This is a genomic window from Massilia sp. 9096, assembly GCF_000745265.1.
GTDB lineage: Bacteria > Pseudomonadota > Gammaproteobacteria > Burkholderiales > Burkholderiaceae_D > Telluria.
In genome coordinates, this window is record NZ_JQNN01000001.1 from 1,827,207 (window position 1) to 1,853,391 (window position 26,185).

General features: G+C 68.8%; 20 protein-coding genes and 1 pseudogene. 12 read left to right on the forward strand and 9 right to left on the reverse strand.

Annotated elements, in window-relative coordinates; genetic code table 11:
• Positions 1 to 93: 93 nt before the first annotated feature.
• Genes FA90_RS07815 through FA90_RS07830 form a run of 4 tightly spaced genes read left to right on the forward strand, consistent with a single transcriptional unit; the run spans position 94 to position 4,564 of the window.
• A complete protein-coding gene (locus tag FA90_RS07815; protein ID WP_036167641.1) occupies positions 94 to 1,617 on the forward strand; it encodes an AMP-binding protein in 1,524 nt (507 codons plus the stop codon).
• 17 nt (positions 1,618 to 1,634) lie between these two features.
• The gene (locus FA90_RS07820; RefSeq protein ID WP_373994596.1) at positions 1,635 to 3,083 is read left to right on the forward strand and encodes a UbiD family decarboxylase; all 1,449 of its coding nucleotides are present in this window, start codon (positions 1,635 to 1,637) and stop codon (positions 3,081 to 3,083) included.
• A complete protein-coding gene (locus FA90_RS07825; RefSeq protein WP_036167648.1) occupies positions 3,080 to 3,721 on the forward strand; it encodes a UbiX family flavin prenyltransferase in 642 nt (213 codons plus the stop codon). Before FA90_RS07820 ends, FA90_RS07825 begins: the two co-directional genes overlap by 4 nt.
• A gap of 36 nt (positions 3,722 to 3,757) precedes the next feature.
• On the forward strand, positions 3,758 to 4,564 hold the full coding sequence (locus tag FA90_RS07830; protein WP_036174748.1) for an enoyl-CoA hydratase/isomerase family protein: 807 nt from the start codon (positions 3,758 to 3,760) through the stop codon (positions 4,562 to 4,564).
• Positions 4,565 to 4,571: 7 nt separating this feature from the next.
• Here FA90_RS07830 and FA90_RS07835 read toward each other — a convergent pair whose 3' ends face one another.
• The 3 genes from FA90_RS07835 to FA90_RS27505 are packed head-to-tail and all read right to left on the reverse strand — an operon-like array spanning position 4,572 to position 8,182.
• The gene (locus FA90_RS07835) at positions 4,572 to 5,540 is read right to left on the reverse strand and encodes a LysR family transcriptional regulator (protein WP_036167650.1); all 969 of its coding nucleotides are present in this window, start codon (positions 5,538 to 5,540) and stop codon (positions 4,572 to 4,574) included.
• Between the two features lie 40 nt (positions 5,541 to 5,580).
• On the reverse strand, positions 5,581 to 6,489 hold the full coding sequence (locus FA90_RS07840; RefSeq protein ID WP_036167651.1) for a CPBP family intramembrane glutamic endopeptidase: 909 nt from the start codon (positions 6,487 to 6,489) through the stop codon (positions 5,581 to 5,583).
• A 28-nt stretch (positions 6,490 to 6,517) separates the two neighbouring features.
• A complete protein-coding gene (locus FA90_RS27505) occupies positions 6,518 to 8,182 on the reverse strand; it encodes a methyl-accepting chemotaxis protein (protein ID WP_036167653.1) in 1,665 nt (554 codons plus the stop codon).
• A 287-nt stretch (positions 8,183 to 8,469) separates the two neighbouring features.
• Between FA90_RS27505 and FA90_RS07850 the strand changes: the two genes are divergently transcribed.
• On the forward strand, positions 8,470 to 10,677 hold the full coding sequence (locus FA90_RS07850) for an NADP-dependent malic enzyme (protein ID WP_036167655.1): 2,208 nt from the start codon (positions 8,470 to 8,472) through the stop codon (positions 10,675 to 10,677).
• A gap of 142 nt (positions 10,678 to 10,819) precedes the next feature.
• Here the strand turns inward: FA90_RS07850 and FA90_RS07855 are convergent, their stop codons facing one another.
• Complete coding sequence (locus FA90_RS07855) at positions 10,820 to 11,839, reverse strand: YeiH family protein (protein WP_036167657.1); 1,020 nt, start codon at positions 11,837 to 11,839, stop codon at positions 10,820 to 10,822.
• Between the two features lie 114 nt (positions 11,840 to 11,953).
• Between FA90_RS07855 and FA90_RS07860 the strand changes: the two genes are divergently transcribed.
• Positions 11,954 to 12,856 (forward strand): LysR family transcriptional regulator, encoded by a 903-nt coding sequence (locus FA90_RS07860; RefSeq protein ID WP_036167659.1) that lies wholly within the window; start codon positions 11,954 to 11,956, stop codon positions 12,854 to 12,856.
• Between the two features lie 67 nt (positions 12,857 to 12,923).
• Here the strand turns inward: FA90_RS07860 and ilvD are convergent, their stop codons facing one another.
• Positions 12,924 to 14,798, reverse strand: a complete 1,875-nt coding sequence (gene ilvD, locus FA90_RS07865) for a dihydroxy-acid dehydratase (protein ID WP_036167661.1) — start codon at positions 14,796 to 14,798, stop codon at positions 12,924 to 12,926.
• 219 nt (positions 14,799 to 15,017) lie between these two features.
• On the opposite strand from ilvD, the gene FA90_RS07870 reads away from it, so the two are divergent.
• A complete protein-coding gene (locus tag FA90_RS07870; protein ID WP_156116855.1) occupies positions 15,018 to 16,385 on the forward strand; it encodes a nucleobase:cation symporter-2 family protein in 1,368 nt (455 codons plus the stop codon).
• Between the two features lie 22 nt (positions 16,386 to 16,407).
• On the opposite strand, the gene FA90_RS07875 is transcribed toward FA90_RS07870, so the two are convergent.
• The gene (locus tag FA90_RS07875; protein WP_036167663.1) at positions 16,408 to 16,989 is read right to left on the reverse strand and encodes an LptA/OstA family protein; all 582 of its coding nucleotides are present in this window, start codon (positions 16,987 to 16,989) and stop codon (positions 16,408 to 16,410) included.
• Between the two features lie 377 nt (positions 16,990 to 17,366).
• Between FA90_RS07875 and FA90_RS07880 the strand changes: the two genes are divergently transcribed.
• The 5 genes from FA90_RS07880 to FA90_RS07900 all read left to right on the forward strand — a co-directional run bounded on the left by FA90_RS07880 (position 17,367) and on the right by FA90_RS07900 (position 23,501).
• Positions 17,367 to 18,470: a hypothetical protein gene (locus tag FA90_RS07880; RefSeq protein WP_156116632.1), complete on the forward strand. Its 1,104-nt coding sequence runs from the start codon at positions 17,367 to 17,369 to the stop codon at positions 18,468 to 18,470.
• Positions 18,463 to 19,695: a cation:proton antiporter gene (locus FA90_RS07885; RefSeq protein WP_081933725.1), complete on the forward strand. Its 1,233-nt coding sequence runs from the start codon at positions 18,463 to 18,465 to the stop codon at positions 19,693 to 19,695. The genes FA90_RS07880 and FA90_RS07885 overlap by 8 nt, the downstream gene beginning before the upstream one ends.
• Complete coding sequence (locus FA90_RS07890; protein ID WP_051971567.1) at positions 19,692 to 20,897, forward strand: YbdK family carboxylate-amine ligase; 1,206 nt, start codon at positions 19,692 to 19,694, stop codon at positions 20,895 to 20,897. The genes FA90_RS07885 and FA90_RS07890 overlap by 4 nt, the downstream gene beginning before the upstream one ends.
• Before the next feature lie 72 nt (positions 20,898 to 20,969).
• Positions 20,970 to 21,692, forward strand: coding sequence for a trimeric intracellular cation channel family protein (locus FA90_RS07895; protein ID WP_051971568.1), 723 nt, complete (start codon positions 20,970 to 20,972; stop codon positions 21,690 to 21,692).
• Positions 21,693 to 21,917: 225 nt separating this feature from the next.
• Positions 21,918 to 23,501: a carboxylesterase/lipase family protein gene (locus tag FA90_RS07900; protein ID WP_036167669.1), complete on the forward strand. Its 1,584-nt coding sequence runs from the start codon at positions 21,918 to 21,920 to the stop codon at positions 23,499 to 23,501.
• Between the two features lie 397 nt (positions 23,502 to 23,898).
• Here FA90_RS07900 and FA90_RS07905 read toward each other — a convergent pair whose 3' ends face one another.
• From FA90_RS07905 to FA90_RS07915, 3 genes and pseudogenes are all read right to left on the reverse strand, one after another.
• The gene (locus FA90_RS07905; protein WP_036167671.1) at positions 23,899 to 24,948 is read right to left on the reverse strand and encodes an NAD(P)-dependent alcohol dehydrogenase; all 1,050 of its coding nucleotides are present in this window, start codon (positions 24,946 to 24,948) and stop codon (positions 23,899 to 23,901) included.
• Between the two features lie 101 nt (positions 24,949 to 25,049).
• The gene (locus tag FA90_RS07910) at positions 25,050 to 25,463 is read right to left on the reverse strand and encodes a cupin domain-containing protein (protein ID WP_036167673.1); all 414 of its coding nucleotides are present in this window, start codon (positions 25,461 to 25,463) and stop codon (positions 25,050 to 25,052) included.
• 202 nt (positions 25,464 to 25,665) lie between these two features.
• A pseudogene (locus FA90_RS07915) lies at positions 25,666 to 26,073 on the reverse strand (LysR family transcriptional regulator); the annotation flags it as partial.
• Positions 26,074 to 26,185 lie beyond the last annotated feature (112 nt).

Below are 26,185 nucleotides of genomic sequence, written 5' to 3' on the forward strand. Positions count from 1 at the left end.
TTACGGTACGGCCGGTCCGCCGCAGCGGAGCATCGCAAAGCGAAAATGCAACGCGCAGCAGGTTTTCGGACGCCCCGAAGAGGAGACCGTATCGTGCAGGACTTAGGACGCACCTTTTTACAGAGTGTCGAACGCAGCCCGAACGCGCTGGCCGTGGTCGATGGCGGCCAGCGCCTCACTTATGCCGAGTGGTACGAGCGCATCCAGCGCGTCGCCCACGGCCTTTCCACGCTCGGCTTAAGGCGCGGCGACCACCTTCTGGTCGTGCTGCAGAACCGCATCGAGATGGCGACGCTGCACTGGGCCTGCCAGTTCCTCGGGGTGATCGTCACGCCGCTGAACTGGCGCGCCAAGCCGGACGAAGTCGATTACTGCGCCGGCGACTCGGCGGCGAAAGCCGTCGTCTGCGAACCGGTCAGTGCGGCGGCGGTCGCCGAGAGCCACGTCGCCTCGCGCCTGACCCGGATCGGCGTGGGCGGCGCCGACGGCACCGTGCAGTACGCGCAGCTGCTGGAACAGGCGCCGCCGCAGCCGATCCTGCAGGCCGACAGCGAAGCGGTCTCGCTGATGCTGTACACCTCCGGCACCACCGGCAAGCCCAAGGGCGTGCCACGCCGCCACCGCGCCGAACGCGCCGCGGCCCTCGGCCACGTCGCCCAGAACCTGTACCGCCGCGGCGAACGCACGCTCGGCGTGATGCCGCTGTATCACACGATGGGCGTACGCTCACTGCTGGCGATGGTGCTGGTCGACGGCGTGTTCGTGTGCGTACCGAAGTTCGACTGCGCGGCGGCCTTCCGCCTGATCGAACAGGAGCGCCTGACCTGCCTGTACCTGGTACCGACGCTGTACCACGACATGCTGACCTGGCGCGCGAATAACCCCCTGACCAGGATCGCCAGCGTGACCAAGCTGGGGTTTGCCGGCGCGCCGATGCAGGACGGCCTGCTCAAGCGTCTGCAGGAGACCTTCCAGCCCGAGCTGTTCGTCAACCACTACGGCTCGTCCGAGGTGTTCACCTTCGCCTACGACCAGGACGCGACGCGCAAGGCCGGCAGCGCCGGCCGGGCCGGCATCAACACCCGCATCCGCGTGGTCGGCCTCGAAGCCGGCTCGCCCGACCAGGTCGTGGCCGCCGGAGAGGAAGGCCAGATCATCTGCGAGCTCGAAGGCGAGGAAGCCTTCGAATCCTACTGGAACCGCCCCGACGCCAACGCCAAATCGATCCGCGCGGGCTGGTACTTCACCGGCGACACCGGCTACGTCGACCTGGAGGGCGACCTGTTCGTCACCGGCCGCGTGGACGACATGATCATCAGCGGCGGCGAGAACATCTCGCCGGTCGACATCGAGTCGGTGCTGTCGCTGCATCCACTGGTCGACGAAGTCGCCGTGGCCGGCCTGAAGGACGAGCGCTGGGGCCAGAAGGTGGTCGCCTTCGTCAAGACGCGCGCCGAGGTCACCCCGGACCAGCTCAACGAACATATCAGACAATCCGGCCTGCTCGACTTCAAGCGCCCGCGCGAGTACGTGTTCGTGCGCGAGATCCCGAAGTCCCCGGTGGGGAAAATCCTGCGCCGCAAGCTGGTGGCCGGCGAATTCGAGGAAGCAAAATGAAAAGCGAGGACACCAACGTGAGCAAAGCCCGGGATCTGCGCCAATGGCTGGCCCATCTGGAGGCGACCGGCCGCCTTGCCGTGGCGCGCGAAGGCGTGGCGCTCGAGCACACGCTGGCAGCGATCGCCAAGCGCCTGGACGGGAGGCAGGCCGCCTTTTTCCCCAAGCCGGGCGGCCATGACGTCCCGGTGGTCTCGGGCTTCGTGTCGCGCCGCGCCTGGATCGCCGAGGCGATCGGCGTCGAGGAAGCCGGCCTGCTGGCGGCCTTTCGCGACGCCGCCGAGCATCCGCTGCCGTGGCGTGAGGTCGACGCCGCCGAGGCGCCGTGCCAGCAGGTCGTGATCGATGCAGGCATCGACCTGCACGCGCTGCTGCCGATCCCGACCCACAGCGAGCATGACAACGGCCCCTACATCACGGCCGGCCTGGTCATCGCGCGCAACCCGGCTACCGGCATACAGAACGTCTCGATCAACCGCATCCAGGCGCACGCCAAGGACCGCATGGCGATCCTGATGCTGCCGCGCCACCTGCTGGCGTTCTACAAGGCTGCGGAAAGCAAGGGCGAGGCGCTCGAAGTGGCGGTCGTCATCGGCGCCGACCCGCTGACGCTACTGGCCTCGCAGGCGATCACGCCGATCGACCACGACGAGCTGGAAATCGCCGGCGCCCTGCACGGCGCTCCGCTGCCGGTGGTGAAATGCCGCAGCAACGGCGTGCGCGTGCCCGCCAACGCCGAGATCGTGATCGAGGGCCGCATCCTGCCGACGGTGCGCGAACCCGAAGGGCCGTTCGGCGAGTTCCCGAAGTATTACAGCGCACAGGAGAACCGCGAGGTGATCCAGGTCGACGCCGTCACCACCCGCGCCAACCCGATTTACCACACCATCGTGCCGGCCGAGATGGAGCACCTGCTGCTCGGCTCGATCCCGCGCGAGGCGACCATGCTGGCCCACCTGCAGCGCAGCTTCCCCGGCGTGCTGGACGTGCACTTGTCGGTCGGCGGCGTCGGGCGTTATCACCTGTTCGTCAAGTTCAAGAAACTGCGCGAGGGCGAGCCGAAGAATGTGATCCTGGGCGCGTTCGGCGCGCACTACGACATCAAGCAGGTGATCGTGGTCGACGACGACGTCGACGTGCACGACCCGCAGCAGGTGGAGTGGGCGGTGGCGACCCGCTTCCAGGCCGACCGCGACCTGGTCGTCATCCAGGGCGCGCAAGGCTCGGTGCTGGACCCGTCGACCACGGTCGCGAACGGGACGTACGCCAGCGACGAGCCGGCGCCGCCGCACCTGCAGGGCATCGGCGCCAAGATGGGCCTGGACGCGACCCGGCCGGTGGTCTACCGCGGCCACGTGTTCACCAAGGTGCGCATCCCGGGCGAACGCGAATTCGACCCGGGCCGCGACCTGCAGGGCGGCGCGGCGGTCGACTGGGCCGCGGGCCGACTGAAGGCCAGGGCATGAGCGGCAGCGGTGACAGTGGCAAGCGGCGCCTGGTCGTGGCCATCACCGGCGCCAGCGGCGCGGTCTACGGCGTGCGCCTGCTGGAAGCGCTGCGTGCCTCCGGCGCGGTCGAGTCGCACCTGGTGATGTCGAGTTCCGGCGTGATGACCGCGCAGCAGGAACTCGACCTGCGCAGGAGCGACATCGAGGCGCTGGCCGACGTGGTCCACAACGTCCGCGATATCGGGGCGAGCATCGCCAGCGGCTCGTTCACGTCCGCCGGCATGGTGATCGCACCCTGCTCGATGAAGACGCTGGCGGGCGTCGCCAACGGCCTGGCCGACAACCTGGTTTCGCGCGCCGCCGACGTCGTGCTCAAGGAGCGCCGCCGCCTGGTGCTGCTGGCGCGCGAGACGCCGCTGAACCTGGCGCACCTGCGCAACATGACCGCTGTCACCGAGATGGGCGGGATCGTGTTCCCGCCGGTGCCCGCCTTTTATACGCGTCCGCAAAGCCTGGACGACATCGTCGATCACACGGTCGGGCGCCTGCTCGATCTGTTCGAACTGCCGGCCGACGGTCTGGTCAAGCGCTGGGAAGGCATGCCCTCGCGCGGCGGCCCGGCGCGCCCGGTCCCTCCGGTCGACGATGCGGAATGATTTCAAAGACACCTACGACAACCCATGGAGCACGACATGACTGAACTGAAACACCCGGCACAAGACCTGCCGCAATCGCTGACCAACTTCCGCGTCGAGGTCGACGCCGAGCGCGAGCGCGCCGACATCGTGCTGTCCAACGGCCAGTTCAACATCATCACGATGCCGCAGCGCGAGCAGCTGCGCCTGGTGTTCGAAGCGCTCGACGCCGACGAGCGCGTGCGCGTGATCGTGCTGCGCGCCGAAGGCGAACACTTCTCCAGCGGCGGCGACATCAAGGGCTTCCTCGAAGCCTCTCCGGAACACGTCTCCAAGCTGGCCTGGAACATCGCCGCCCCGGCGCGCTGCAGCAAGCCGGTGATCGCCGCCAACCGCGGCTTCTGCTTCGGCGTCGGCTTCGAGGTCTCGCTGGCCTGCGACTTCCGCATCGTCACCGAGACCACCCGTTACGCGCTGCCGGAACAGAAGCTGGGCCAGATCCCCGGTTCGGGCGGTTCGGCGCGCCTGCAGAAGATGGTCGGCATCACGCGCACCAAAGACATCGTGATGCGCTCGCGCCGCATTCCGGGCCAGCAGGCTTACGACTGGGGCGTGGCCACCGAATGCGTGCCGGACGCCGAACTGGAAGCGGCGACCGACCGCCTGGTCGACGAGCTGCGCGCGTTCTCGCCGCTGGCCCAGCGCACCGCCAAGAAGCTGTTGAACGACACCGAGGATTCGCCGCTGTCGATCGCGATCGAGCTCGAAGGCCACTGCTACAGCCGCCTGCGTTCGTCGAACGACTTCCGGGAAGGCGTCGAAGCCTTCCACGGCAAGCGCGCACCGAAGTTCGACGGCAGCTGATCCGCGTTCAGGCGCCCGCCGCGCCCTCGTCCGCACGCGTGGGCGCGGGTGGACCCCCGTCCCCCTGCGCAGCGGCGGGCGAGCGCAGCTGCATGTGCGTCGCCAGCATCGAAATGAACAGCCGCGCCGCCGGGCTCAAGGGCCGGCGCGGATGCGACACGCTGACCACTCGCCGCACCAGGCGCGGCGCGGTAATCGTGTGCGCGCGCAGCGTGCCGCTGCTGAGCTGGCGGTGCACCGCGACGCGCGGCACGATGGTCGCGACCTGCGCCTGCTCGACCAGCTTGACGGTCGCCACCAGCGAATCGATCTCGAACTTGGGCGACAGCTCGATGTTCTCGCTTTCGGCGAAGCTGTCGATGTTCGAGCGCAGGCCGTGCCCGCGCGTCGGCAGCACCAGGACCAGTCCAAGCGTCGACAGCTGGCGCAGGCTCAAGCCTTCCGGCACCGCGCCGCTCAGTGCCGGCCCGGTGATCAGGACCATCTCCTCGTCGATGATGTGCTCGACGTCCAGCGTCAGCGGGCGGCGCGGCTTGTTGACGATGGCGGCGTCGAGCTGACCGGCGGCGACGCGCTCGACCAGGGTGCTGGTGTAGCCGTCGGCGACGCTGACCTCGACTTCCGGGTATTTGTTCGAGAACTCGCTCAGGGTGTCGACCAGCACGCCTTCGGTGATCGAGGCGATCAGGCCGATGTTGACGTGGCCGCGGATCGCGCCCTCGCTGCTGCGCATCTGCGCGTAGGCGTTGGAAAAGTCGCGCATGATCGGCATGAACAGGCGGTACATCTGGCGTCCGGCCGCGGTCGGGACCATGCCCTGCTTGGTGCGTTCGAACAGGCGCTGGCCGACGTCGTCTTCGAGCTTACCGATCTGCATGCTCAGCGCCGGCTGCACGATGTTCAGGCGGTGCGCGGCGCGGGTGACCGTGCCTTCCTCGACTAGCGAGATGAAGTAGTGAATCTGGCGGAAATCCATCCGCCTATCTTAACCGAAAGCTGCGGCGGCGCGGGCGCGCTCAGGGCGCCAGGACCGGATACGTAAAGGCGAGGAAATGCGCCGCGTTGAGCGCGAAGTGGGTCAGGATCGCGCCTTCGATGCGGCGCGACACGAGGTAGGCCGCCGCGTAATGCAGCCCGGCCACGCCGGCCAGCACGACCAGCGCGGCGCCGCCGGCGGCATGCGCCAGGGCGAACAGCAGCGTCGAGGCCAGCAGCGCCGCCAGGCGTCCATGGCGCCAGCGCGACCAGCCCCGGGCCATGCGCTCGAGCAGGAAACCACGGAAGAACGCTTCCTCGGTCACGCAGGTAGACAGCAGGTTGACCGCCAGGAAGGCGGCGGAGACCGGGGTCCACTTCAGCTCCGGGCGCACGTAGCCCAGACCCCAGCCGATGCCCAGGACCACGACCAGCGTCGACAGCGTGACCGGCCACATGCGGCGCAGCATCGTAAGCCAGTGCCGGCCGCTGCCGATGCGGCGGCAGAACACGCCCATCAGCACGATGCCGGCCGCCGTCGTGTCGAAATTGGCGTGCAGCGTGAACGGCGGCGCACCGCGCGCGACCTGGACGCTGCTGGCCAGCACGGCGTTATGAAAGCCCGGGATGCGGTGCAGCGCGAACAAGAAGGCAGCGGCGCCCGTCAACACCAGCAGCAGCGGGCGCAGCCAGGCGCCGGTGGCGCCGCGCGCCGCCCGCGCCAGCACCACGTAGACGCCGATGGCCGCGAGCGCGCGCCAGTCCAGATAGCCGCAGGCCAGTCCGGCCAGACACGCCAGCGCCAGTCCCAGGCACCATGCCGGTACGCACCTGGCGCCGCTGCGGCCGAGCGCCGGCAACGGCAGCGCCGGCGCCCACAGCGACAGCACCGCCGCGGCCAGCGGGCCGTAGCTCAGCAGGAAACCGGCATTCGCTGCAGTCGGGTCCATGCGCCCTCTCCTTGGCCGGGGCGCGGCGTCAGAAGGCTTGCCACTCGGCGCTCGGCGCGGCGGGCGCCGCCGCCAGAGCAGCCGCAGCAGCCGCAGCCGCGGGTGCACGCACGCGCGCAGGCGCGGACGCATGCGCGGCGGCGCCCGCCTGCGCGCGCACGCGGAACGCGCCCACCGCGCGCCCGAGGCTGTCGGCTTCGTCGCGCAACGCCTGGGCCGCGCTCGCGGCTTCCTCGACCAGCGCGGCATTCTGCTGGGTCGCCTGGTCCATCTGGGCGATGGCCTGGTTGACCTGCTCGATGCCGGCGGTCTGTTCCTGGCTGGCGGCCATGATCTCGGCCATGATGCCGGTGACGCTGTTGACGCTCTGGACGATCTCGCCCATCGTCGCGCCGGCCTGGTCGACCAGCGCCGAGCCGTGCTGCACCTTCTGCACCGAGTCTTCGATCAGGCCCTTGATCTCCTTGGCGGCGGCGGCCGAGCGCTGCGCCAGGTTGCGCACCTCGCCCGCCACCACCGCGAAGCCGCGGCCCTGCTCGCCCGCGCGCGCCGCTTCCACGGCCGCGTTCAGCGCCAGGATGTTGGTCTGGAAGGCGATGCCGTCGATCACGCCGATGATGTCGGCGATGCGCGTCGCCGACGCGTTGATCGCGCCCATCGTGGCCACCACCTCGTTCACCACGGCGCCGCCCTTGCCCGCCACGTTCGAGGCCGACTGCGCCAGTGTGTTCGCCTGGCGTGCGTTGTCGGCGTTCTGCTTGACGGTCGAGGTCAGCTCGTCCATCGAGGACGCGGTCTGCTCCAGCGCCGCCGCCTGCTGCTCGGTACGCGACGCCAGGTCGAGGTTGCCGGCCGCGATCTCGCCGGAAGCGGTGGCGATCGTCTCGGTACCGGCGCGCACGCGCCCGACGATGCCGGCCAGGCCATCGTTCATGTGGGTCAGCGCGCGCATCAGGCGCCCGGTCTCGTCGTTGGCGGCGACCACGATGTCCTGGGTCAGGTCGCCGTCGGCCACGGCGTCGGCCACGCGCACCGCTTCCTCGAGCGGATTGACGATGCCGCGCACCAGCATCGCACCCACCACCAGCGCCAGCACCAGGCCCAGCCCCATGCCGGACAGGCACACCAGGCGCACGGTCTCGTAGGTCGACTGCGAGCGCGCGTCGGCGTCGGCCGCGTCGTCCAGCTGTTTCTGGATCAGTCCATTGATGGCGGCGCGCACCGGCTCGAACAATGCGTTCATCGGACCGTGCACGAGCGCGGTCGCACGCGCGGTGTCGCCCTGGCGCAGCGCGTCCACGGCCGGCTGCAGCGCCTGGTCGAGGAAGGCCGTGCGCGCCTGCTCGAAGCGCTGCGCCATGGCGCGCTCGGCGTCGTCCATATCGCTGCGGCTATAGGCTTGCCACTGAGCGCGGATCACGGCGGCGTTCTGCTCGATCTCGGCCAGCAATTTGGTGCGGCGCTCGGGCTCGGCGGTCAGGGCCTGGGCCACGGCCAGCTGGTTCAGGTTCAGCTTGCGCACGACCTGGTCGAGCTGGCCCATGGGCACCATGCCGTCGGCGTAGGTGGCGTGCATCTCGCGGTTGGCGTGGCCCAGGCTGAGCAGGCCGATCGCCGCACCGACGACCAGCTCGATGCCGAGCAGTGCGATCACGAAGATCAGGCGGGTGCGAATGGTGATGTTCTTGAACATGACGGTAACAGAAACAAGAGAAATGATTGAGCTGTAGAAACATCATATACCCATGCCAATAGTAGGGGAACATGTTTACAATGTTTGCGCAAACATGTCGCTGAGCAACAACGCATGGCGGGTACCGCCGTTCATGATCGCTTTGACACGCCTTCGCCCGGAGTCTGGTACAGTGACCGACCTGTCGACCGCAAACAAGCGGCGCGCCGTTGCGTCAACCCAGCGTCAAGACGCGCTGGCCGGCGGTGCGGTGCAGCAAAGAATTCAATAAATCGCAAGGAAAACACATGAGTACCGAAAGCAATCTCAACGAGGCCAAAGATACCCAGCTGCGCGCGGACGCGCTGGAATACCACCGCAGCCCGGTGCGCGGCAAGATCGAGGTCGTCGCGACCAAGCCGCTGTCGAACCAGCGCGACCTGTCGCTGGCGTATTCGCCCGGCGTGGCCTATGCGTGCGAAGAAATCGCGGCCGACCCGGCCATGGCGGCCGAATACACTTCGCGCGGCAACCTGGTCGCGGTGATCTCGAACGGCACCGCGGTGCTGGGCCTGGGCGACATCGGCCCGCTGGCGTCCAAGCCGGTCATGGAAGGCAAAGGCTGCCTGTTCAAGAAATTTGCCGGTGTCGACGTGTTCGACCTGGAGCTGGACGAGAAGGACCCGGACAAGCTGGTCGACGCCATCGCCATGCTCGAGCCGACCGTGGGCGGCATCAACCTCGAGGACATCAAGGCGCCGGAGTGCTTCTACATCGAGAAGAAGCTGCGCGAACGCATGAACATCCCGGTCTTCCACGACGACCAGCACGGCACCGCGATCATCTCCAGCGCCGCCCTGATCAATGCGCTGAAGGTGGTCGGCAAGGCCATCGGCGAGGTCAAGCTGGTCTGCTCGGGCGCCGGCGCCGCGGCGATCGCCTGCCTGGACATGATGGTCAGCCTGGGCGTGCAGCAAAAGAACATCTACGTGACCGACTCCAAGGGCGTGATCTGGCAGGGCCGCGAAGCCAACATGGAAGCCAACAAGGCGCGCTACGCGCAGGCGACCGATGCGCGCACGCTTGCCGACATCGTCAAGGATGCCGACGTGTTCCTGGGCTGCTCGACCGCCGGCGTGCTGAGCGGCGAGATGGTCAAGACCATGGCGCGCCAGCCGATCATCCTGGCGCTGGCCAATCCGGAACCGGAAATCCGTCCGGAAGTGGCCAAGGCCGCGCGCCCGGACGTGATCATCGCCACCGGCCGTTCGGATTACCCCAACCAGGTCAACAACGTCCTCTGTTTCCCGTACATCTTCCGCGGCGCGCTCGACTGCGGCGCGACCCGCATCACCGACGAGATGAAGCTGGCCTGCGTCAGCGCGATCGCCGAACTCGCCGAAGCCGAAGCCAACGACGCCGTGGCCGCCGCCTACGCCGGCCAGGACCTGACCTTCGGTCCCGACTACATCATCCCGAAACCGTTCGATCCGCGCCTGATCGCCGCGATCGCCCCGGCGGTGGCCGCCGCCGCCGAAGCCTCGGGCGTGGCCACCCGTCCGATCGCCGACATGGACGCCTACCGCGACAAGCTGGGCGAGATGATCTATCACACCAGCTTCTTCATGCGCCCGGTGTTCGCCAAGGCCAAGGCCAATCCCAAGCGCGTGGCCTACGCCGAAGGCAGCGACGGCCGTGTGCTGCGCGCGGTGCAGACCGTGGTCGACGAGGGCCTGGGCCATCCGCTCCTGATCGGCAAGGCTCAGGAAGTCGAACAGGCGATCCGCCAGAACGGCCTGCGCCTGAAGGCCGGCAGCGACTACACCCTGGTCGACGCCGAGAGCGATACCACGCTGCAGGGCGCGCGCATGCTCAAGTCGGGCGAAGTCGACGCCCTGATCTGCGGCATGAAGGGCAGCTACGACAGCCACCTGGTGCACGTCAAGAACGAGATCGGCACCGCCTCCGGCGAAGTACTGGCGGCGATGAACGCGCTGGTGCTCGACAAGATGACCCTGTTCATCACCGACACCTACGTCAACGACGCGCCCTCGGCCCAGGAACTGGCGACGATCACCAAGCTGGCCGCGAAAGAGATGCGCCACTTCGGCCTGGAGCCCAAGGCGGCGCTGCTGTCGCACTCGATCTTCGGCTCGTCCGAGCGTCCCTCGGCCCAGCGCATGCGCGACGCGCGCGCGCTGCTGGAAAAGGAAGCGCCGGACTTTCCGGTGATCGGCGAAATCCACGGCGACGCCGCGCTGTCCGAAGACATCCGCCGCGTCTACCAGGGCAAGCATGCGTTCGAGTCGTTCTCGGGCAATGCCAACCTGCTGGTGATGCCGTCGCTGGACGCCGCCAACATCACCTTCAACATCCTGAAGGTCTCGTCCGGCAAGGGCGTGACGGTCGGCCCGATCCTGCTGGGCGCGGCCAAGTCGGTGCACATCCTGAGCCCGAGCGCGACCGTGCGCCGCATCGTCAACATGACGGCGCTGGCAGTGGCAGAAGTGCGATAGGCACTTCTGCCAAAAGTGCGATAGGCACTTCTGCCAGAAGCGCGCCAGGTACTGCGGCAAAGGCTGCGGCAAGCGCCGCAAAAGCAAAAGGCACGCCCTCGGGCGTGCCTTTTTTTCGACTGCGCGAGCGTGCGGCTCGGCTTCACATGCCGAGCAGGCGGATCAATCCCAGGCTGATCGCACCCAGACAAACGAGCGAGGTCACCACCACGGCGGTCACCTTGGCGCCGGCGTGCAGGACGGCGCGAGCATCGACGCCCAGGCCCAGGGCCGCCATCGAGGTCACGGTCAGGATATCGGCCGCGCCGTGGGCCGGGACCAGCAGCACGTGTGGAATCCAGTCCAGCGTGCGCAGCCACAGTAGCAGCAGGAAGCCGACGATGAACCAGGGCACCAGATGTTTCAACGACAGCCGGTGCTGCGCGCCGTCCATGCCGCCGCGCTTGAAGATCGACAGTACCAGCACCACCGGTCCGAGCATCAGCACGCGCACCAGCTTGACCAGCGTGCCGATCTGGGCGCTGGTGGCGGACACCGCGCCGGTCGCGGCCAGCACCTGCGGCACCGCATACACGGTCAGGCCGGCGAACACGCCATACTCCACCTGGCTCAGCGACAGCACGCCCGCCAGCAGTGGCAAGCCCAGCACCACGCCGACACCGAGCACGGCGGTAAAAGCGATCGAGGCCGCCACGTCCTGGCCGTCTGCGTCGATCACCGGCGCCACCGCCGCGATCGCCGAGTTCCCGCAGATCGAATTGCCGCAGGCGATCAAGAGCGCCATCTTGTCGGTCAAACCGAAGCTGCGCCCGATCGCATAGCTCAGCACGATGGCGAGCGCGACCACCACGGCGATCCCGCCGATCAGGCCGGCGCCGTTTTGCAGCAGCGCGCCGGCGCTGACCGAGGCGCCCAGCAGCACCACCGCGATCTCCAGCAGCAGCTTGGCGCCGACCTGGATCCCGGCATCGAAGCGCGCCGCCAGCTCGTGGAAGGTGCGGATCGCGCTGCCCAGCAGGATCGCCAGCACCAGGCTCTCGAGCCAGGCGCGCCCGAAGAGGAGCATCTCCAGCCGCTCGAGCCCGTGCGCGGCCAGCGTCACGGCCGCGCATAGGACCAGCCCCGGCAGACTGGCAGCGGCGCTGTTGAAAAGCTTGTTCATGTTCCGTCCGTCCTTCTTCGTGTTTTGACGGAACGATTCTGTGCCGCACCCATCGTTCGGTCCATCTTATAATTTCGGATGGTTCGTTCGATTAACATGAACAAGGAGTGAGCGATGACGCTGGAACAGCTGAGGATTTTCGTGGCAGTGGCCGAGCGCCAGCACTTGACGCGAGCCGCGGCGGCGCTGTTCCTGACGCCGTCAGCGGTCAGCGCCGCGATCCGCAATCTCGAGGAGCGCTACGACCTGGCCCTGTTCAACCGGGTCGGGCGGCGCATCGAGCTGTCGGATGCGGGCCGCATTTTCCTGCTCGAAGCCAGGCGCACGCTGGCCAGCGTCCGCACGCTTGAAAACACGCTGGCCGAACTGGGCGGCCTGGGGCGCGGTTCGCTCGCGCTGCACGCCAGCCAGACCGTGTCGAGCTACTGGCTACCGCCGCTGCTGGTGCGCTTTCGCCAGGCCCACCCGGCGATCGAGCTGCGTATGGAAGTCGGGAACACCGAGCAGGTGTCGCACGCGGTGTTGAGCGGCGCCGCGGATCTCGGCTTCGTCGAGGGGGCGATCGGGGCCAGTGCGCTGGCGGTGGAGGCGGTGCAGGAAGACCGGATGGTGGTGGTGGTGGCGCCGGAGCATGCGTGGGCGGATGGGCGCGTCCTGGCGCCGGCCGACCTGCTCGGGACGCGCTGGATCCTGCGCGAAGCCGGATCGGGCACGCGCTCGGCGTTCGCGGCGGCGTTGACTGGCTTGGGGGTCGAGCCGGACGCGCTCGACGTCTCGCTCGAGCTGCCCTCGAACGAAGCGGTGCGCAGCGCGGTGATGGCCGGCCCGTTCGCGACCGCGATGTCGGCTCTGGTGGTGGCCGCGCCGCTGCGCGCCGGCATGCTGGCGCTGGCGAATGTCGCGCTGCCTTCGCGCGAGTTCAGCATGCTGCGCCACCCGGCGCGCCACCGCAGCCGCGCCGCGGCGGCGTTCGAAGCCCTCGCGCGCGCGGGTGCGCCTGCGGGTGCGGGTGCGTGACGCGCGTGGGCGCCAGGACTGCGCGCTTGATTCAGTGCCTGAGTGAGCGCCTGAGTCAGCGCCTGACTCAGCGCTTGAGCTGCGACAGGTCGCGCACCGCGCCGCGGTCGGCCGAGGTGGTCAGCGCGGCGTAGGCCTGCAGCGCCTGCGACACCACGCGCTGGCGCTTGGCCGGCTTCCACGCGGCCTCGCCCTTGGCTTCCATCGCCGCGCGCCGCTCGGCCATCGCGCCCGGCGCCACGCGCAGGTCGATGGTGCGGGCCGGGATGTCGATGTCGATCGTATCGCCCTCTTCCACCAGGCCGATCGCGCCGCCCTCGGCCGCTTCCGGCGAAGCGTGGCCGATCACCAGGCCCGAGGAGCCGCCCGAGAAGCGCCCATCGGTAAACAGCGCGCAGGCTTTGCCCAGGCCCTTGGACTTGATGTACGAGGTCGGGTACAGCATTTCCTGCATGCCGGGGCCGCCTTTCGGGCCCTCGTAGCGGATGATGACGACGTCGCCGGCCGCCACCTGGTCGCCCAGGATGGCCTCGACCGCCGCGTCCTGGCTCTCGAACACGCGCGCGCGTCCCGAGAATTTCAGGATGCTCTCGTCGACGCCGGCGGTCTTGACGATGCATCCCTTCTCGGCGATGTTCCCGTACAGGACCGCCAGGCCGCCGTCCTTCGAATAGGCATGCGCCAGGTCGCGGATGCAGCCCTCGGCACGGTCGAGGTCATTGTCGTCGAACCGCTCGGCCTGAGAAAACGCCACCTGGGTCGGCACGCCGCCCGGCGCCGCGCGAAACAGCTGGGCTACCTGCGCGTCGTTGCTCACCGCGATATCGTACTTGGCGATGGCATCGCCGAGCGTCTTGCTGTGCACGGTCGGGACCGAGGTGTCGAGCAGGCCGGCGCGCGCCAGTTCGCCCAGGATCGCCATGATGCCGCCGGCGCGGTGCACGTCTTCGATGTGGTATTTGTTGGTCATCGGCGCGACCTTGCACAGGCACGGCACGTGGCGCGAGATGCGGTCGATGTCCGCCATCGTGAATTCCACCTCGGCTTCGTGCGCGGCGGCCAGCAGGTGCAGCACGGTGTTGGTCGAACCGCCCATCGCCACGTCCAGCGTCATCGCGTTCTCGAACGCGGTGCGGGTCGCGATCGCGCGCGGCAGCAGCGAATGATCCTCGCCTTCGTAATGGCGCTTGGCCAGGTCGACGATGAGGCGGCCGGCGCGCAGGAACAGTTCCTTGCGGTCGGCGTGGGTGGCGACGATGGTGCCGTTACCCGGCAGCGACAGGCCGAGCGCCTCGGTCAGGCAATTCATCGAGTTGGCGGTGAACATGCCCGAGCACGACCCGCAGGTCGGACAGGCCGAGCGCTCGATCTCGGCCACGTCGGCGTCCGAGACGGTGTCGTCGCCGGCCTTGATCATGGCGTCCACCAGGTCGAGCTTGATGATCTTCTTGTCGGTGCTATTGCCCACGTTGACGGTCTTGACGACCTTGCCCGCTTCCATCGGTCCGCCCGAGACGAACACGACCGGGATGTTCAGGCGCATCGCGGCCATCAGCATGCCCGGGGTGATCTTGTCGCAATTGGAGATGCAGACCATGGCGTCGGCGCAGTGGGCGTTGACCATGTACTCGACCGAGTCGGCGATCAGGTCGCGCGACGGCAGCGAGTACAGCATGCCGCCGTGGCCCATGGCGATGCCGTCGTCGACCGCGATGGTGTTGAATTCCTTGGCGACGCCGCCGGCCGCCTCGATCTCGCGCGCGACCATCTGGCCCAGGTCCTTCAGGTGCACGTGGCCCGGCACGAACTGGGTGAAGGAATTGACCACGGCGACGATCGGCTTGTCGAAGTCGCCATCCTTCATGCCGGTGGCGCGCCATAGCGCGCGTGCGCCCGCCATGTTGCGGCCTTGGGTCGTGGTGCGGGAACGGTAGGTGGGCATGCAAGTCTCCTCTGAAGTCAACGACACGATGCCTGATGCAAGATTTACTGTCCAATCGTTTTTTCGGCTCCTGTGATTCGTTTTGGATATCAAAACCTGTGCTTTCCACCTGGACGTAAAAGGCGCCCGCGACAGGCGCCTGTACAATCGCGATTTTCGACCGGACCGACCATGACCCCGCACGCGCCGCCCCCTGACGCCGACCTGTCCTCCACCGCCATGTCCCTGGCCGCCCCGCCCTCGCGCGACCTGGTGCTCGGCCTCGAGGACCGCCCCGGCGCCGTGGTCGCGATGCTGGCCGCGCTGCAGCACCTGCTGGCGATCATCGTCCCGATCGTCACCCCCGGCCTGCTGATCTGCCAGGCGCTGGGCGTCCCGGCGCGCGACACCAACCTGATCGTCTCGATGTCGCTGGTGATCTCGGGCGTGGCCACCTTCGTGCAATGCCGCCGCTTCGGCCCGTTCGGCGCCGGCCTGCTGATCGTGCAAGGAACCAGCTTCAATTTCGTCGGACCGCTGATCGCCGGCGGCACCCTGATGCTCAAACAGGGCGTGCCGGTGCACGACGTGATGGCCGCGATCTTCGGCGTGGTGGTGGCCGGCGCCTTCGTCGAGATGGCGCTGTCGCGCATCCTGCCCTTCGTGCGGCGCCTGATCACGCCGCTGGTGACCGGCATCGTCGTACTGATGATCGGCCTCACGCTCATCAAGGTGGGCCTGGTCAGCATGGGCGGCGGCTACCCGGCGATGGCCAACGGCAGCTTCGCCAACGGCCAGAACCTGCTGTTGTCGGTCGTGGTGCTGGGCCTGATCGTCGTCATCAACCGCATGCCCTTCGCCTGGCTGCGCAGCAGCGCCATCGTGATCGCGCTGGCCGCCGGCTACGCGCTGGCCGCTTACCTGGGCCGGCTCGACTTTTCAGGCATGCACGCGGCGCCCTGGGTGCAGGCGCCGGTGCCGCTGCGCTTCGGCCTGGGCTTTTCCTGGCCGCTGTTCATTCCGCTGATCGTGATCTACCTGGTGACCTCGCTCGAAGCGATCGGCGACGTCACCGCCACCAGCAAGGTCTCGCGCGAACCGGTCGACGGGCCGGTGTGGATGGCGCGCATCAAGGGCGGCGTGCTGGTCAACGGCGCCAATTCACTGCTGGCCGGCCTGTTCAACACCTTCCCGAGTTCGATCTTCGCCCAGAACAACGGCGTGATCCAGCTGACCGGCATCGCCAGCCGCCGCGTCGGCATGTGGATCGCGCTGTTCCTGGTGCTGCTCGGCCTGTTCCCGAGCGTGGCCGGGGTGATCCAGGCGGTGCCCGACCCGGTGCTGGGCGGCGCGGCGATGGTGATGTTCGGCGCGGTCGCGGCGGCCGGCATCAACATCCTGGCGGGCGTGACGCTGGACCGGCGCGCCATGCTCATCATCGCGGTCTCGCTCGGGCTGGGGCTGGGGGTGGCGCAGGTGCCGGAATTCCTGGCGCACCTGCCGGCCGGACTGCGCACCGTGTTCGAGTCGGGCGTGGCGACCGGCGGGATCAGCGCGCTGGCGCTGAACTGGTTCTTGCCGGCCGCGCGGCATACGCAGGCCGACTGAGCACCGGCCGCGGGCGGCTGCGCTATCTGCCCGGCGCCGACGGCGCCGCGGCCATCGCCGAGCTCGGCAGCGCGCGGCGCGGTGCGAAGGTCATGCTGCCGCGGCCGTTCGACGGCCGGTCGCCGCCGACTGGATCGTTGCGCCCGACCAGCACCTCGCTGCGCTGGTCGTACGAGATGAAGGCGTCGTCCATCCGCTGCGTGACGTCCTGCCCCTCGAGCTGGCGGAGCGTCGCTTTCGAGAACAGCTTGACGACGTCGGTGCGCTCGTCGTACTCGATCCGTTCGGCCTGGCCGTCTGACCAGAGGTCGGGCCCGCCATCGCGTTTCACACGGAAGCTGGCGAACCCGCCCGGCGCCGCCGTCAGGATGAAGGTGCGGTAACCGTCCGCGGCCTCGTCGACCTCGGCCCGCTCGGCATCCAGGACCATGGTGCCGCGGGTGATGACGACGTGACCGGTCGCGATCGTCTTTTGCGCCGCCTTGTCGTAGCGGACGACGCCGAAGTCGGCATGGACCTGCTTGAGCGCGTCGGCGCGTTCCGCGTGCACGGCGAGCGGCAGCGACAGCAAGAAGGCGAAGGAAGTCAAGGCGAAAGGTTTCATCGGCGCTCGCTCGTGATGGAAAGGGATACCGCCATGTCGATCACTGCCCAGTCTACGCACAGAATGTCTTGAAGGCAAGTAACTGCCTGCTTGGCCGACCCGCTCTTGTTCCGCTGAAATATGCGTTTCAGGAAATCATATTTGTGCAAATGATTCATTTGGGCTATAGTTAAACCCGGGTGCTCGCACCGGCTTGCCCCCTCCCATCCAGTCCAGCCGCCGCCTTACCAGCGGCGCCGGTGCGGTACCCGCCTCCCGCCAAGGCCATCGTGCGCGCCGCTGCCGACTCGATGACCACACGCCCGCGCCAGCGGGTTCCGATCCATCTGCGTGCGGCCTTCCCTTTGCGGCGCCGCGCGCCCGGCGCTGGAGATCCCATGATTTCAACACAGTCCGTTCCCGTGACACGTCCGCACGCCGCCGCACTGCTGGCCGTGCTGTGCGGCGCGCTGCTGGCGGCGGCGTTCGACGCCCAGGCGGCGCCGCCCAGGCACCGCGCCGCCGCCAGGCCGGCCTTGCCGGCGCTGGCCGATTTCAATGCCCTGAGCGGCGCGCAAGCGCAAGCCTGCGGCGCGCCGTTCGATGCGCGCCTGGCGGCGCTGGGCCAGCCCGGCCTGCGTCAATGCGCCTGGAGCGGCCACGTCGAGATGGTCTATTGGCCGGCCTTGACACTGCCAGCGCGCGCCTGCCTGCCGCCCGGCGCGATCGCCTGGGAGCGCCTGGCCGCGACCACGCGCTCGCGCGTGCCGGCCTGGAACGCCGCCTGGAGCTCGCAGGCGCTGTTCAGCGAGGACGCCGGGTTCCAGCAGGCCTTTGCCCTATGGCGCACGGCGGACGGCGCCTGGTCCGCCGCGCTGTGGCGCTGGCAGCCGTCGGACAAGGCGGCGACGCGCGCCTGGCAAGAAAAGCATTGGAACGCCGTGCTTGCCACAGCCGGCGTGCATACCGCCGCCACGCCGGCGCCGTCGGTGCTGCAGCAGGCTTGGCTCGGCGCCACCGAGGGCAAGCCGCGCGTGATCGACGGCGAGACCTGGCGCTGGGTCGCGCAGGACGCCTGCCTGAGCCTGCAGACCACGGGTCTGGGCCAGGCGGCGCTGCACCTGCCCTGGTCGCGCGACGATGCGCGCCTGGAACAGCGCTCGGCGATGCAGGTGCAGCTGGCGCGCCGCATCCCGGACGCCGACTGGCTGGTGCCGTTCACACTGATCGATCCGGCCACGCCGGGCACGCGCAGCAGCGCCAAGTTCATCGCCGTCTGGCGCCAGGGCGCGGCCGTCGACGGCCAGCTGTGGATGCCGCAGCGCGAGGGCGGCGGCATGGTGCGCGCGCGCGTGACGAGCGCGCTGGCGGGCGGCGCAGGCGCGGATACGCGCAGTGATGCCCGCACTGAAAGCCGCAGTGACAACGTCAGGCGCCGCGCCGACCTGCTCGAGCGCGAGCTGACCACGCTCGCCCACGCCTGGGAGGCGCGCCATGACTGAAGACCTGACCACCCCCTTGTTCCTGCTGTCGCCGCTGGCGGTGCTCGGCGCCGGCCTGATGGTCGCGCTGGTGATCGGCTTGACGCTGCAACGCTTCCAGATCCCGAAACTGTACGGCGCGGTGATCGCCGGGCTGCTGCTCGGCGCGTCGGGTGCGGGCCTGATCGACCGCGCGCTGCTTGGCCAGTTCCAGGAGCTGATGAACGGCGCGGCCGCGCTGGTGCTGTTCGACGTCGGGCGCAAGATGGACCTGGGCTGGCTGCTGCGCAGCGGGCGCCAGGGCCGCAGCCTGCTGCTGGCGACGCTGGCGCGCGGGGCGGCCGCGGCCATCGTCCTGGGTGCATTCGGGCTGCCGTGGGGCGCGGCGGTGTTCATCGGCTCGATCCTGATCGCGGTGAACCCGGTGATCCTGAGCTCGATGATCGCCGACGAAAACGCCAGCGGCACCAGCACCTTCGCCAGCGCGAACATGGTCGGCGTGAGCAACCTGGTGGCGCTGCTGGCGCTGGGCATCACGCTGGCCTGGACGCGCAGCCACGGGGCCGACGCCGATGTCGGCAACGGCAGCGGTTTTGCCGCCGAACTGGTGCGCCAGGGCGGCAAGCTGGCGCTCGGCGCCGCCATCGCCGGCCTGTGCTACGCGCTGTATGCACTGGCCACCCGCCTGTGCAAGGTGCCGGCGACGATGCGCCCGGGGATGCTGCTGGCGGCGCTGTTGATCGACCTCGGCCTGTGCTCGGTCACCGCCTCGAGCGCCCTGCTGTCGCTGCTGCTGATGGGGGTCCTGCTGCGCAACGCCGAAAAGCGCGACAACGTGTTCCAGGCCCAGCTCGCGACCGCCCAGGACATCGGCTACGTGCTGCTGTTCCTGATGTCGGCGGCGCTGGTCGACCTGCCCCAGCTGCTGCTGGAGATGCGCCAGCCGCGCGTGCTGCTGGCGGCGCTCGCGGTGTTCCTGCTGCGCGTGGCCGCCACCCGCCTGGCGCTGTGGCCGGCCAGCGCCTGGGACGCGCGCAAGAAGCATGCGATGGCGCTGTCGATGTGTTCGCTGGTCAGCTATGGCGGCCTGGTGGTCGACAGCACGCTGAACGCCTACACCGGGCTGGACCCGACCTCCACCGCAGTGATGGGCGCGCTGCTCACCCTGAACGTCCTGCTGGCGCCCGGCCTGACCTGGCTCGGCCTGCGCCTGGCCGGAGAAACCTATCGAGGAGGATCGCAATGAGCGACCTGACCATTCCCGCGGCCGTGCAGAACGGGCAGAACGATGCGCAAGCCGCGGCCAATTCGGGCCAGGGGCCGGCCTACCTGCCCGACTTCAAGACGTCCACCCCCGGCACCATGGGCATCGAGCTCGAACTGATGGTGCTGGACCGCCTGACCTACGACCTGTTCCCGGCCGCGCCCGACATCCTGCGCCTGCTCGACAAGGAAGACAAGCCGTGGGTGCACACGCCCGAGATCACCACCTCGATGCTGGAAGTGGCGACCTCGATCCTGACCTCGTTCGACGCCGCGGCCGAGCAGCTCGAACACATCCGCCAGACCGTGCAGCGCGCCGCCTTCGAGGTCGGTGCCGCGATCTCGGGCGGCGGCGCGCACCCGTTCCAGAAGTGGCACGAGCAGCGCATCTACCCGAAGGAGCGCTACTTCGCCTCCGAGCGCAAGTACGGCTACCTGGCCAAGCTGTTCACGGTGTTCGGCATGCACGTGCACATCGGCGCAGGCAATGCCGACGAGGCCATGCGCCTGACCGCCTGGCTGACCCAGCGCGCCCCGCTGTTCATCGCCTTATCCAGCAACTCGCCGTGCTGGCAGGGCGAAGTCTCCGGCTTTTGCAGCTCGCGCAGCAACGTGGTCGGGGCTTTTCCGATGAGCGGCATCCTGCCGTTCGAGATCCGCACCTGGCAGGATTTCCGCGACCACTTCGACGCCCTTGCCGGGCACGGCATCGTCAACAGCATCAAGGACTTTTACTGGGACGTGCGCCCGAAACCCGAGTACGGCACCATCGAGCTGCGCGTGCTCGACACGCCGCTCAAGCCGGTGCACGCCGCCGCGCTGGCCTGCTACGCGCGCGAACTGGTGCTGGAATGGGTCGAACAGCCGGGCCGCTGGCCGGCCAACGGCAGCCGCGAGCTGTACGTCTGGAACCGCTTCAACGCCGCGCGCGACGGCGTCGAAGGCAGCTGGATCGACCCCGAGAGCGGCGCCACGATCGGCATCGTCGAGGCGGTGCGCGCCGACCTCGCGCGCCTGCGCGCGCGCACGCGCGACCCCGGTTTCGTGACCGCCTGCGGCGTGATCGAGACGCTGATGCGCGACGGCGGCCAGGCCGGCTGGCTGCGCGCGCATCTCGAGACCGGCGGCGGGATGAACGACCTGGCGCGCATGGCCGCCGAAATGTTCGAGCACGGCGCGCCCTGAGGCGGCGCGTATCCGGCAAGGCGGGCGCGGTGGTATCATGCCGCCCCCGCCCTTTCGACTCACCTATACAAGATGTTCCCCGCGCACCACTTCGGCCTCGACATCAACCTCAATCTGAGCGCCGCCCTCAAGACCCTGCTCCTGAGTCTCGACCTGGTCGGCACCTTCGTGTTCGCGCTGAGCGGCGCCGCCGCCGGGGCGCGCCGCCGGCTCGACATCTTCGGCGTGCTGGTGCTGTCGTTCGTGGCCGCCAACTCGGGCGGCATCCTGCGCGACGTCCTGATCGGCGCCACGCCCCCGAACGCGATCGGCGACTGGCGCTACCTGGCGGTGTCGCTGCTGGCCGGCGTGGCCGTGTTCTTCTGGAACCCGGTCATCGAACGGCTGCGCAACCCGGTGCAGATGTTCGACGCCGCCGGCCTGGCGCTGTTTTGCGTCGCCGGCGCGCAAAAGGCGCTCGTGTTCGGCCTGCAGCCGCTGTCGGCGGCGCTGCTGGGCATGTTGACCGGGATCGGCGGCGGCGTGGCGCGCGACGTGCTGCTGTCCGAGGTGCCGTCGGTGTTCCGCTCGGATATCTACGCGGTGGCGGCGCTGGCCGGCGCCACCGTGGTGGTGGCCGGCGACGCGCTCGGCCTGGCCTCGACACCGACCGCGCTCGCCGGCGCGGCGCTGTGCTTCGGCCTGCGGATGGCGGCGATCCGGCTCGGCTGGCACCTGCCGGTGGCGCGCACGCCGGGACAGAGCGGACCCGGGTCACGCCCGACCGGCAGCGGCGAGCATCGGGACGACCGCTGACGCCGGGACGGTTGCAGCGCCGACCAGGAAGCATGCCGCCGTCGGCAGGGATCGCGTGCCCCTGCCGCTTGTTGGCGGGGTTTGGGTTGGAAGCTTGTTCGATAGTCGGTTAGTTGCAGAATTCCGCTGAGCTATCGATCGTCGCCGTGCTCGTCGTTATCGGCGGTATCATCGACGGCAGAGCGCATCCCATGCGCCGCCCGCCATCATGACGACAGGAGACCCATGAACCGCTCGTACCCGCCCGCCATCCGCACGCTGTTCTTGCTCGCCCCTGCGCTCGCCCTGGCCACAGGCCCGGCCCACGCCCTGCAATTGCACCAGGGAGAAATCGACGGCCAGCGCAAGGGCGGCGTCACGCGCTACCTCGGGATACCCTACGCCGGCGCCCCGGTCGGCGAACACCGCTGGCGCGCGTCCCTGCCCGCGCCGTCCTGGTCCGGCACGCTGCACGCCGACCATTTCGCGGCCAACTGCCAGCAGGCGCCGGCGCCAAAAGCCTTTCGCGCCTGGACCAGCGAGTACCTGATCGAAGGCCCGATCAGCGAGGATTGCCTGTACCTGAACGTCTGGTCTCCGGCCGGCGGCGACGTCTCGGGCGCCAAGGTGGCCACCGCCCTGCCGGTGCTGGTCTGGATCCACGGCGGCGGCTTCACCAGTGGCGGCGCCACGGTCCCGGTCTACGACGGCCAGGCGCTGGCGGCCAAGGGCGTGGTCGCGGTCAGCATCAATTACCGGCTGGGCGTGTATGGTTTCCTGTCGCACGCGGCGCTGCGCGGCGAAAACCCGGAGCACGCGAGCGGCAACTACGGCCTGCTCGACCAGATCGCGGCGCTGCGCTGGGTGCGCGAGAACATCGCGGCCTTCGGCGGCGATCCGCAGCGCGTGACGCTCGCGGGCCAGTCGGCGGGGGCGGCCTCGGTGCACGACCTGATCGCCTCGCCACTGGCGCACGGGCTGTTCCAGCGCGCGATCGCCGAGAGCGGATCGGGCATGGGCGGCGCCCTGCAGGACGGCGACGCGTCGGATGCGGTCGGCGCGCGCTTGCTGGCCAAGGCCGGCGTCGCCGACGTCGCGGCGCTGCGCAAGCTGCCGGCCGCACAGCTCGATGCGGCGGCGGCGGGGCTGTCGTTCCGCCCCAACATCGACGGCCGCGTGTTGCCGGACCCCAGCTTCGAAGGACGCAACACCAACGACGTGCCGATGCTGACCGGCCTCACCGCTGACGAAGGCAGCTCGATGTCGCCGACCTACGGCCAGGCCACGCCGGCCTCGTTCGCGGCCGCTCTGGCGCAGCGCTACGGCGCCCTCGCGCCCGCGTTCGCGCGCGCCTACCCGGCCGCGTCCACCGAGCAGGCCGGCGCCAGCGCGAAGCAGCTGGTGCGCGACCGCGGCCTGGCGTCGACCTGGCAATGGGCGAAAACGCGCATGGCCACGAGCCCGCAGCCGATCTACCTGTATTACTTCACCCACGTCGAACCCGGCCCGGAGGCGCAGCGCTACGGCGCCTTCCACTCGTCCGAGATACCCTATGTGTTCGCCACGCTGGACCGGGCCGAGCGGCCGTTCAGCGCGCAGGACCGCGCGCTGTCGCGCACGATCGGGCAGTACTGGGTCAACTGGATCAGCAGCGGCGATCCGAACGGACCGGGCCTGCCGGCCTGGCCCCGCCTGCGCCCGGACGCAGCACGGATGCTGGAGATCGGCACGCACAGCCAGGCGCGTCCGATTTTGCCGCAGGAAAAGTTATCGCTGTTCGAGCGCACCATCGTCCAGGGTGGCCGGCTCGGCTTGTTCTCGCAGGATTGACGCGTTCCTTCCACTCGAAGCAAGCCCGCGGCAAGCGTAGGTGAGTTCCAGTTCAGATATTGTTCCAGATCGCAGCGCGACAACCCGCAGTGGCTAGAGTACGCGCACTCCCGCGCTGTCGCACCGTGCGGGAATGCCACCCGGGATCATCCGGGACGACTTCAGACCACGATCTTTTGGAGAAAACATGCTGCACGAACTGGCTGTACGAGCAAGCGAGCTGGCGGGGGGCGACCTCTGGGCCGAGATCTTCAAGTTCCTGGCCGCGCTGGCCAAGATCTTCCACTGGTAAGCGCCCGCCGCGAGGCCGCGAAAAAAGGCCCGGCGCCATTGCGGCGGCCGGGCCTTTTTCATGAAGCGAGATTCAACGCGCCATCAAGCCAGCATCATGCAGCCGTCAAGCCGCCAGCGACGCGTTGTCGATCACGAAGCGGTACTTGACGTCGCCCTTGAGCATGCGCTCGTAGGCTTCGTTGATTTCGTCGGCGCGGATCATCTCGATGTCGGCGACGATGTTGTGCTCGGCGCAGAAGTCCAGCATCTCCTGGGTTTCCGGGATCCCGCCGATCATCGAGCCGGCGATCGAACGGCGCTTGGTGATCAGGTTGAACACCTGCGGCGACGGGTGGGGCGTGGCCGGCGCGCCGACCAGCACCAGGGTACCGTCGCGCTTGAGCAGGTTCAGGAAAGCGTCCAGGTCGTGCGGCGCGGCGACGGTGTCGACGATCAGGTCCAGCGTCTTGGTCTTGGCGGCCATCGCGGCCGGGTCTTTCGAGACCACGACTTCGTGCGCGCCCAGCTCGATCGCATCCTGGCGCTTCGATTCCGAAGTGGTGAACGCGACCACGTGTGCGCCCATCGCGCGCGCCAGCTTGATGCCCATGTGACCCAGGCCGCCGATGCCGACCACGCCGACGGTCTTGCCCGGACCCGCGCCCCAGTGGCGCAGCGGCGAATAGGTGGTGATGCCGGCGCACAGCAGCGGCGCCACCGCGGCCAGGTGCTGTTCCTGGTGACCGACGCGCAGCACGAAGCGCTCGTGCACGACGATCTGCTGCGAGTAGCCGCCCAGCGTGTGGCCCGGCGCGTCCGGGGTCGGACCGTTGTAGGTGCCGACCATGTTGTCGCAGTAGTTTTCCAGGCCATCACCGCAATCGGCGCAATGCTGGCAGCTGTCGACCATGCAGCCGACGCCGACCAGGTCGCCGACCTTGTGGGTCTTGACGTGGTCGCCGACCACGCTCACGCGGCCGACGATCTCATGGCCGGGTACGCACGGGAACTGGGTGCCGGCCCATTCGGCGCGCACGGTGTGCAGGTCCGAGTGGCACACGCCGCAGAAGGCAATGTCGATCTGGACGTCGTGCGCACCGGGCGCACGGCGCGTGATATCGAGCGATTCGAGGGGCTTGTCGGCAGCGTAGGCGCCGTAGGCTTTGACGGTCATCGGTAAATTCCTTTCGTGTCGTTACATTGGCGTGGCTGGGCTGAGGTTCGCCAGCCGGACCGGCATGGTAACGGGATTTCACAATTCGCGCTGGGACGCGCTCAGTCATGCGCGCCCAGCGCGGACAGGTAGTCGGCGTCGGTCACTTTGTCGAGCCAGACTACGTTGACACCGTCCAGCGCTTCCTGCACCGCGATGTGGGTCATAGCGGTGGTCGAGGTGGCGCCGTGCCAGTGCTTGTGGCCCGGCGGGCACCAGACCACGTCGCCGGCGCGGATCTCGACCTTGGCCTCGCCCTCGCACTGGGTCCAGCCACAGCCGGCGCTGACGATCAGCGTCTGGCCGAGCGGATGCGTGTGCCAGGCCGAGCGCGCCCCCGGTTCGAAGGTCACGCTCGCGCACGACACGCGCGCGGGCGCGGGCGGCGCATTCAGCATGTCGATGCGCACGCTGCCGGTGAAGTATTGTTCGGGGCCTGGCATGGATGGCTGGCAGCCGACGCGTTTGAGAATCATGGCTTTTCCTTTCGGTTCGAAGACGGCGACTATACCGCCCGCCGGACGCGGCGAATAGCCGGCCCGCGCTCACTACCGACATGAGCCGGTTTCATGAACGTGGCTGACGCTCAGCCTTGCAGCTCAGCCTTGCCGCAGCGCCGCCAGCACCAGCGCGAACGCCGGCGAAGCCTGGCGCCGGCTCGGGTAGTACTGGTGGGCCGATGTCGATCATGCCGTACTCGATGTTGATCTCGACCTTCACCTCCGGATAGGCGGCCAGCGCCTTCGACAGGCGCGGCCACAGCACGGTGCCGGCGGCATGGTCGTGGGCGGTGATGCGGATGGTGCCGGCCGGCCTACCGCGCGCCGCGTCCAGCGCCGCCAGGCCGGCCTCGATGCCCTCGTAATGCGGCGCCAGCTCGGCGTACAGGCGCTCGCCGGCCTCGGTCGGCGCCACCCCGCGCGTCGTGCGCGCCAGCAGGCGCACCTCCAGCCTGGCTTCGAGCGCACGCATCGCATGGCTGAGCGCCGACTGCGACACCCCGAGCTGCGCCGCCGCGCGTGTAAAGCTGCGCTCGCGCGCGACCAGGATGAAGGCCTGCAGGCTGTTGAAGTCGGTGCGCGGCATGGCGGCCCTGTCAAAAAAGCGAGGCCGGTATTAAAGCATGGATGCGCTTGTAAACACGGCACCGCTTTCCACGCGCCAGTCTCTGATGCCTGGGAAACAGGGTTCCGGGAAC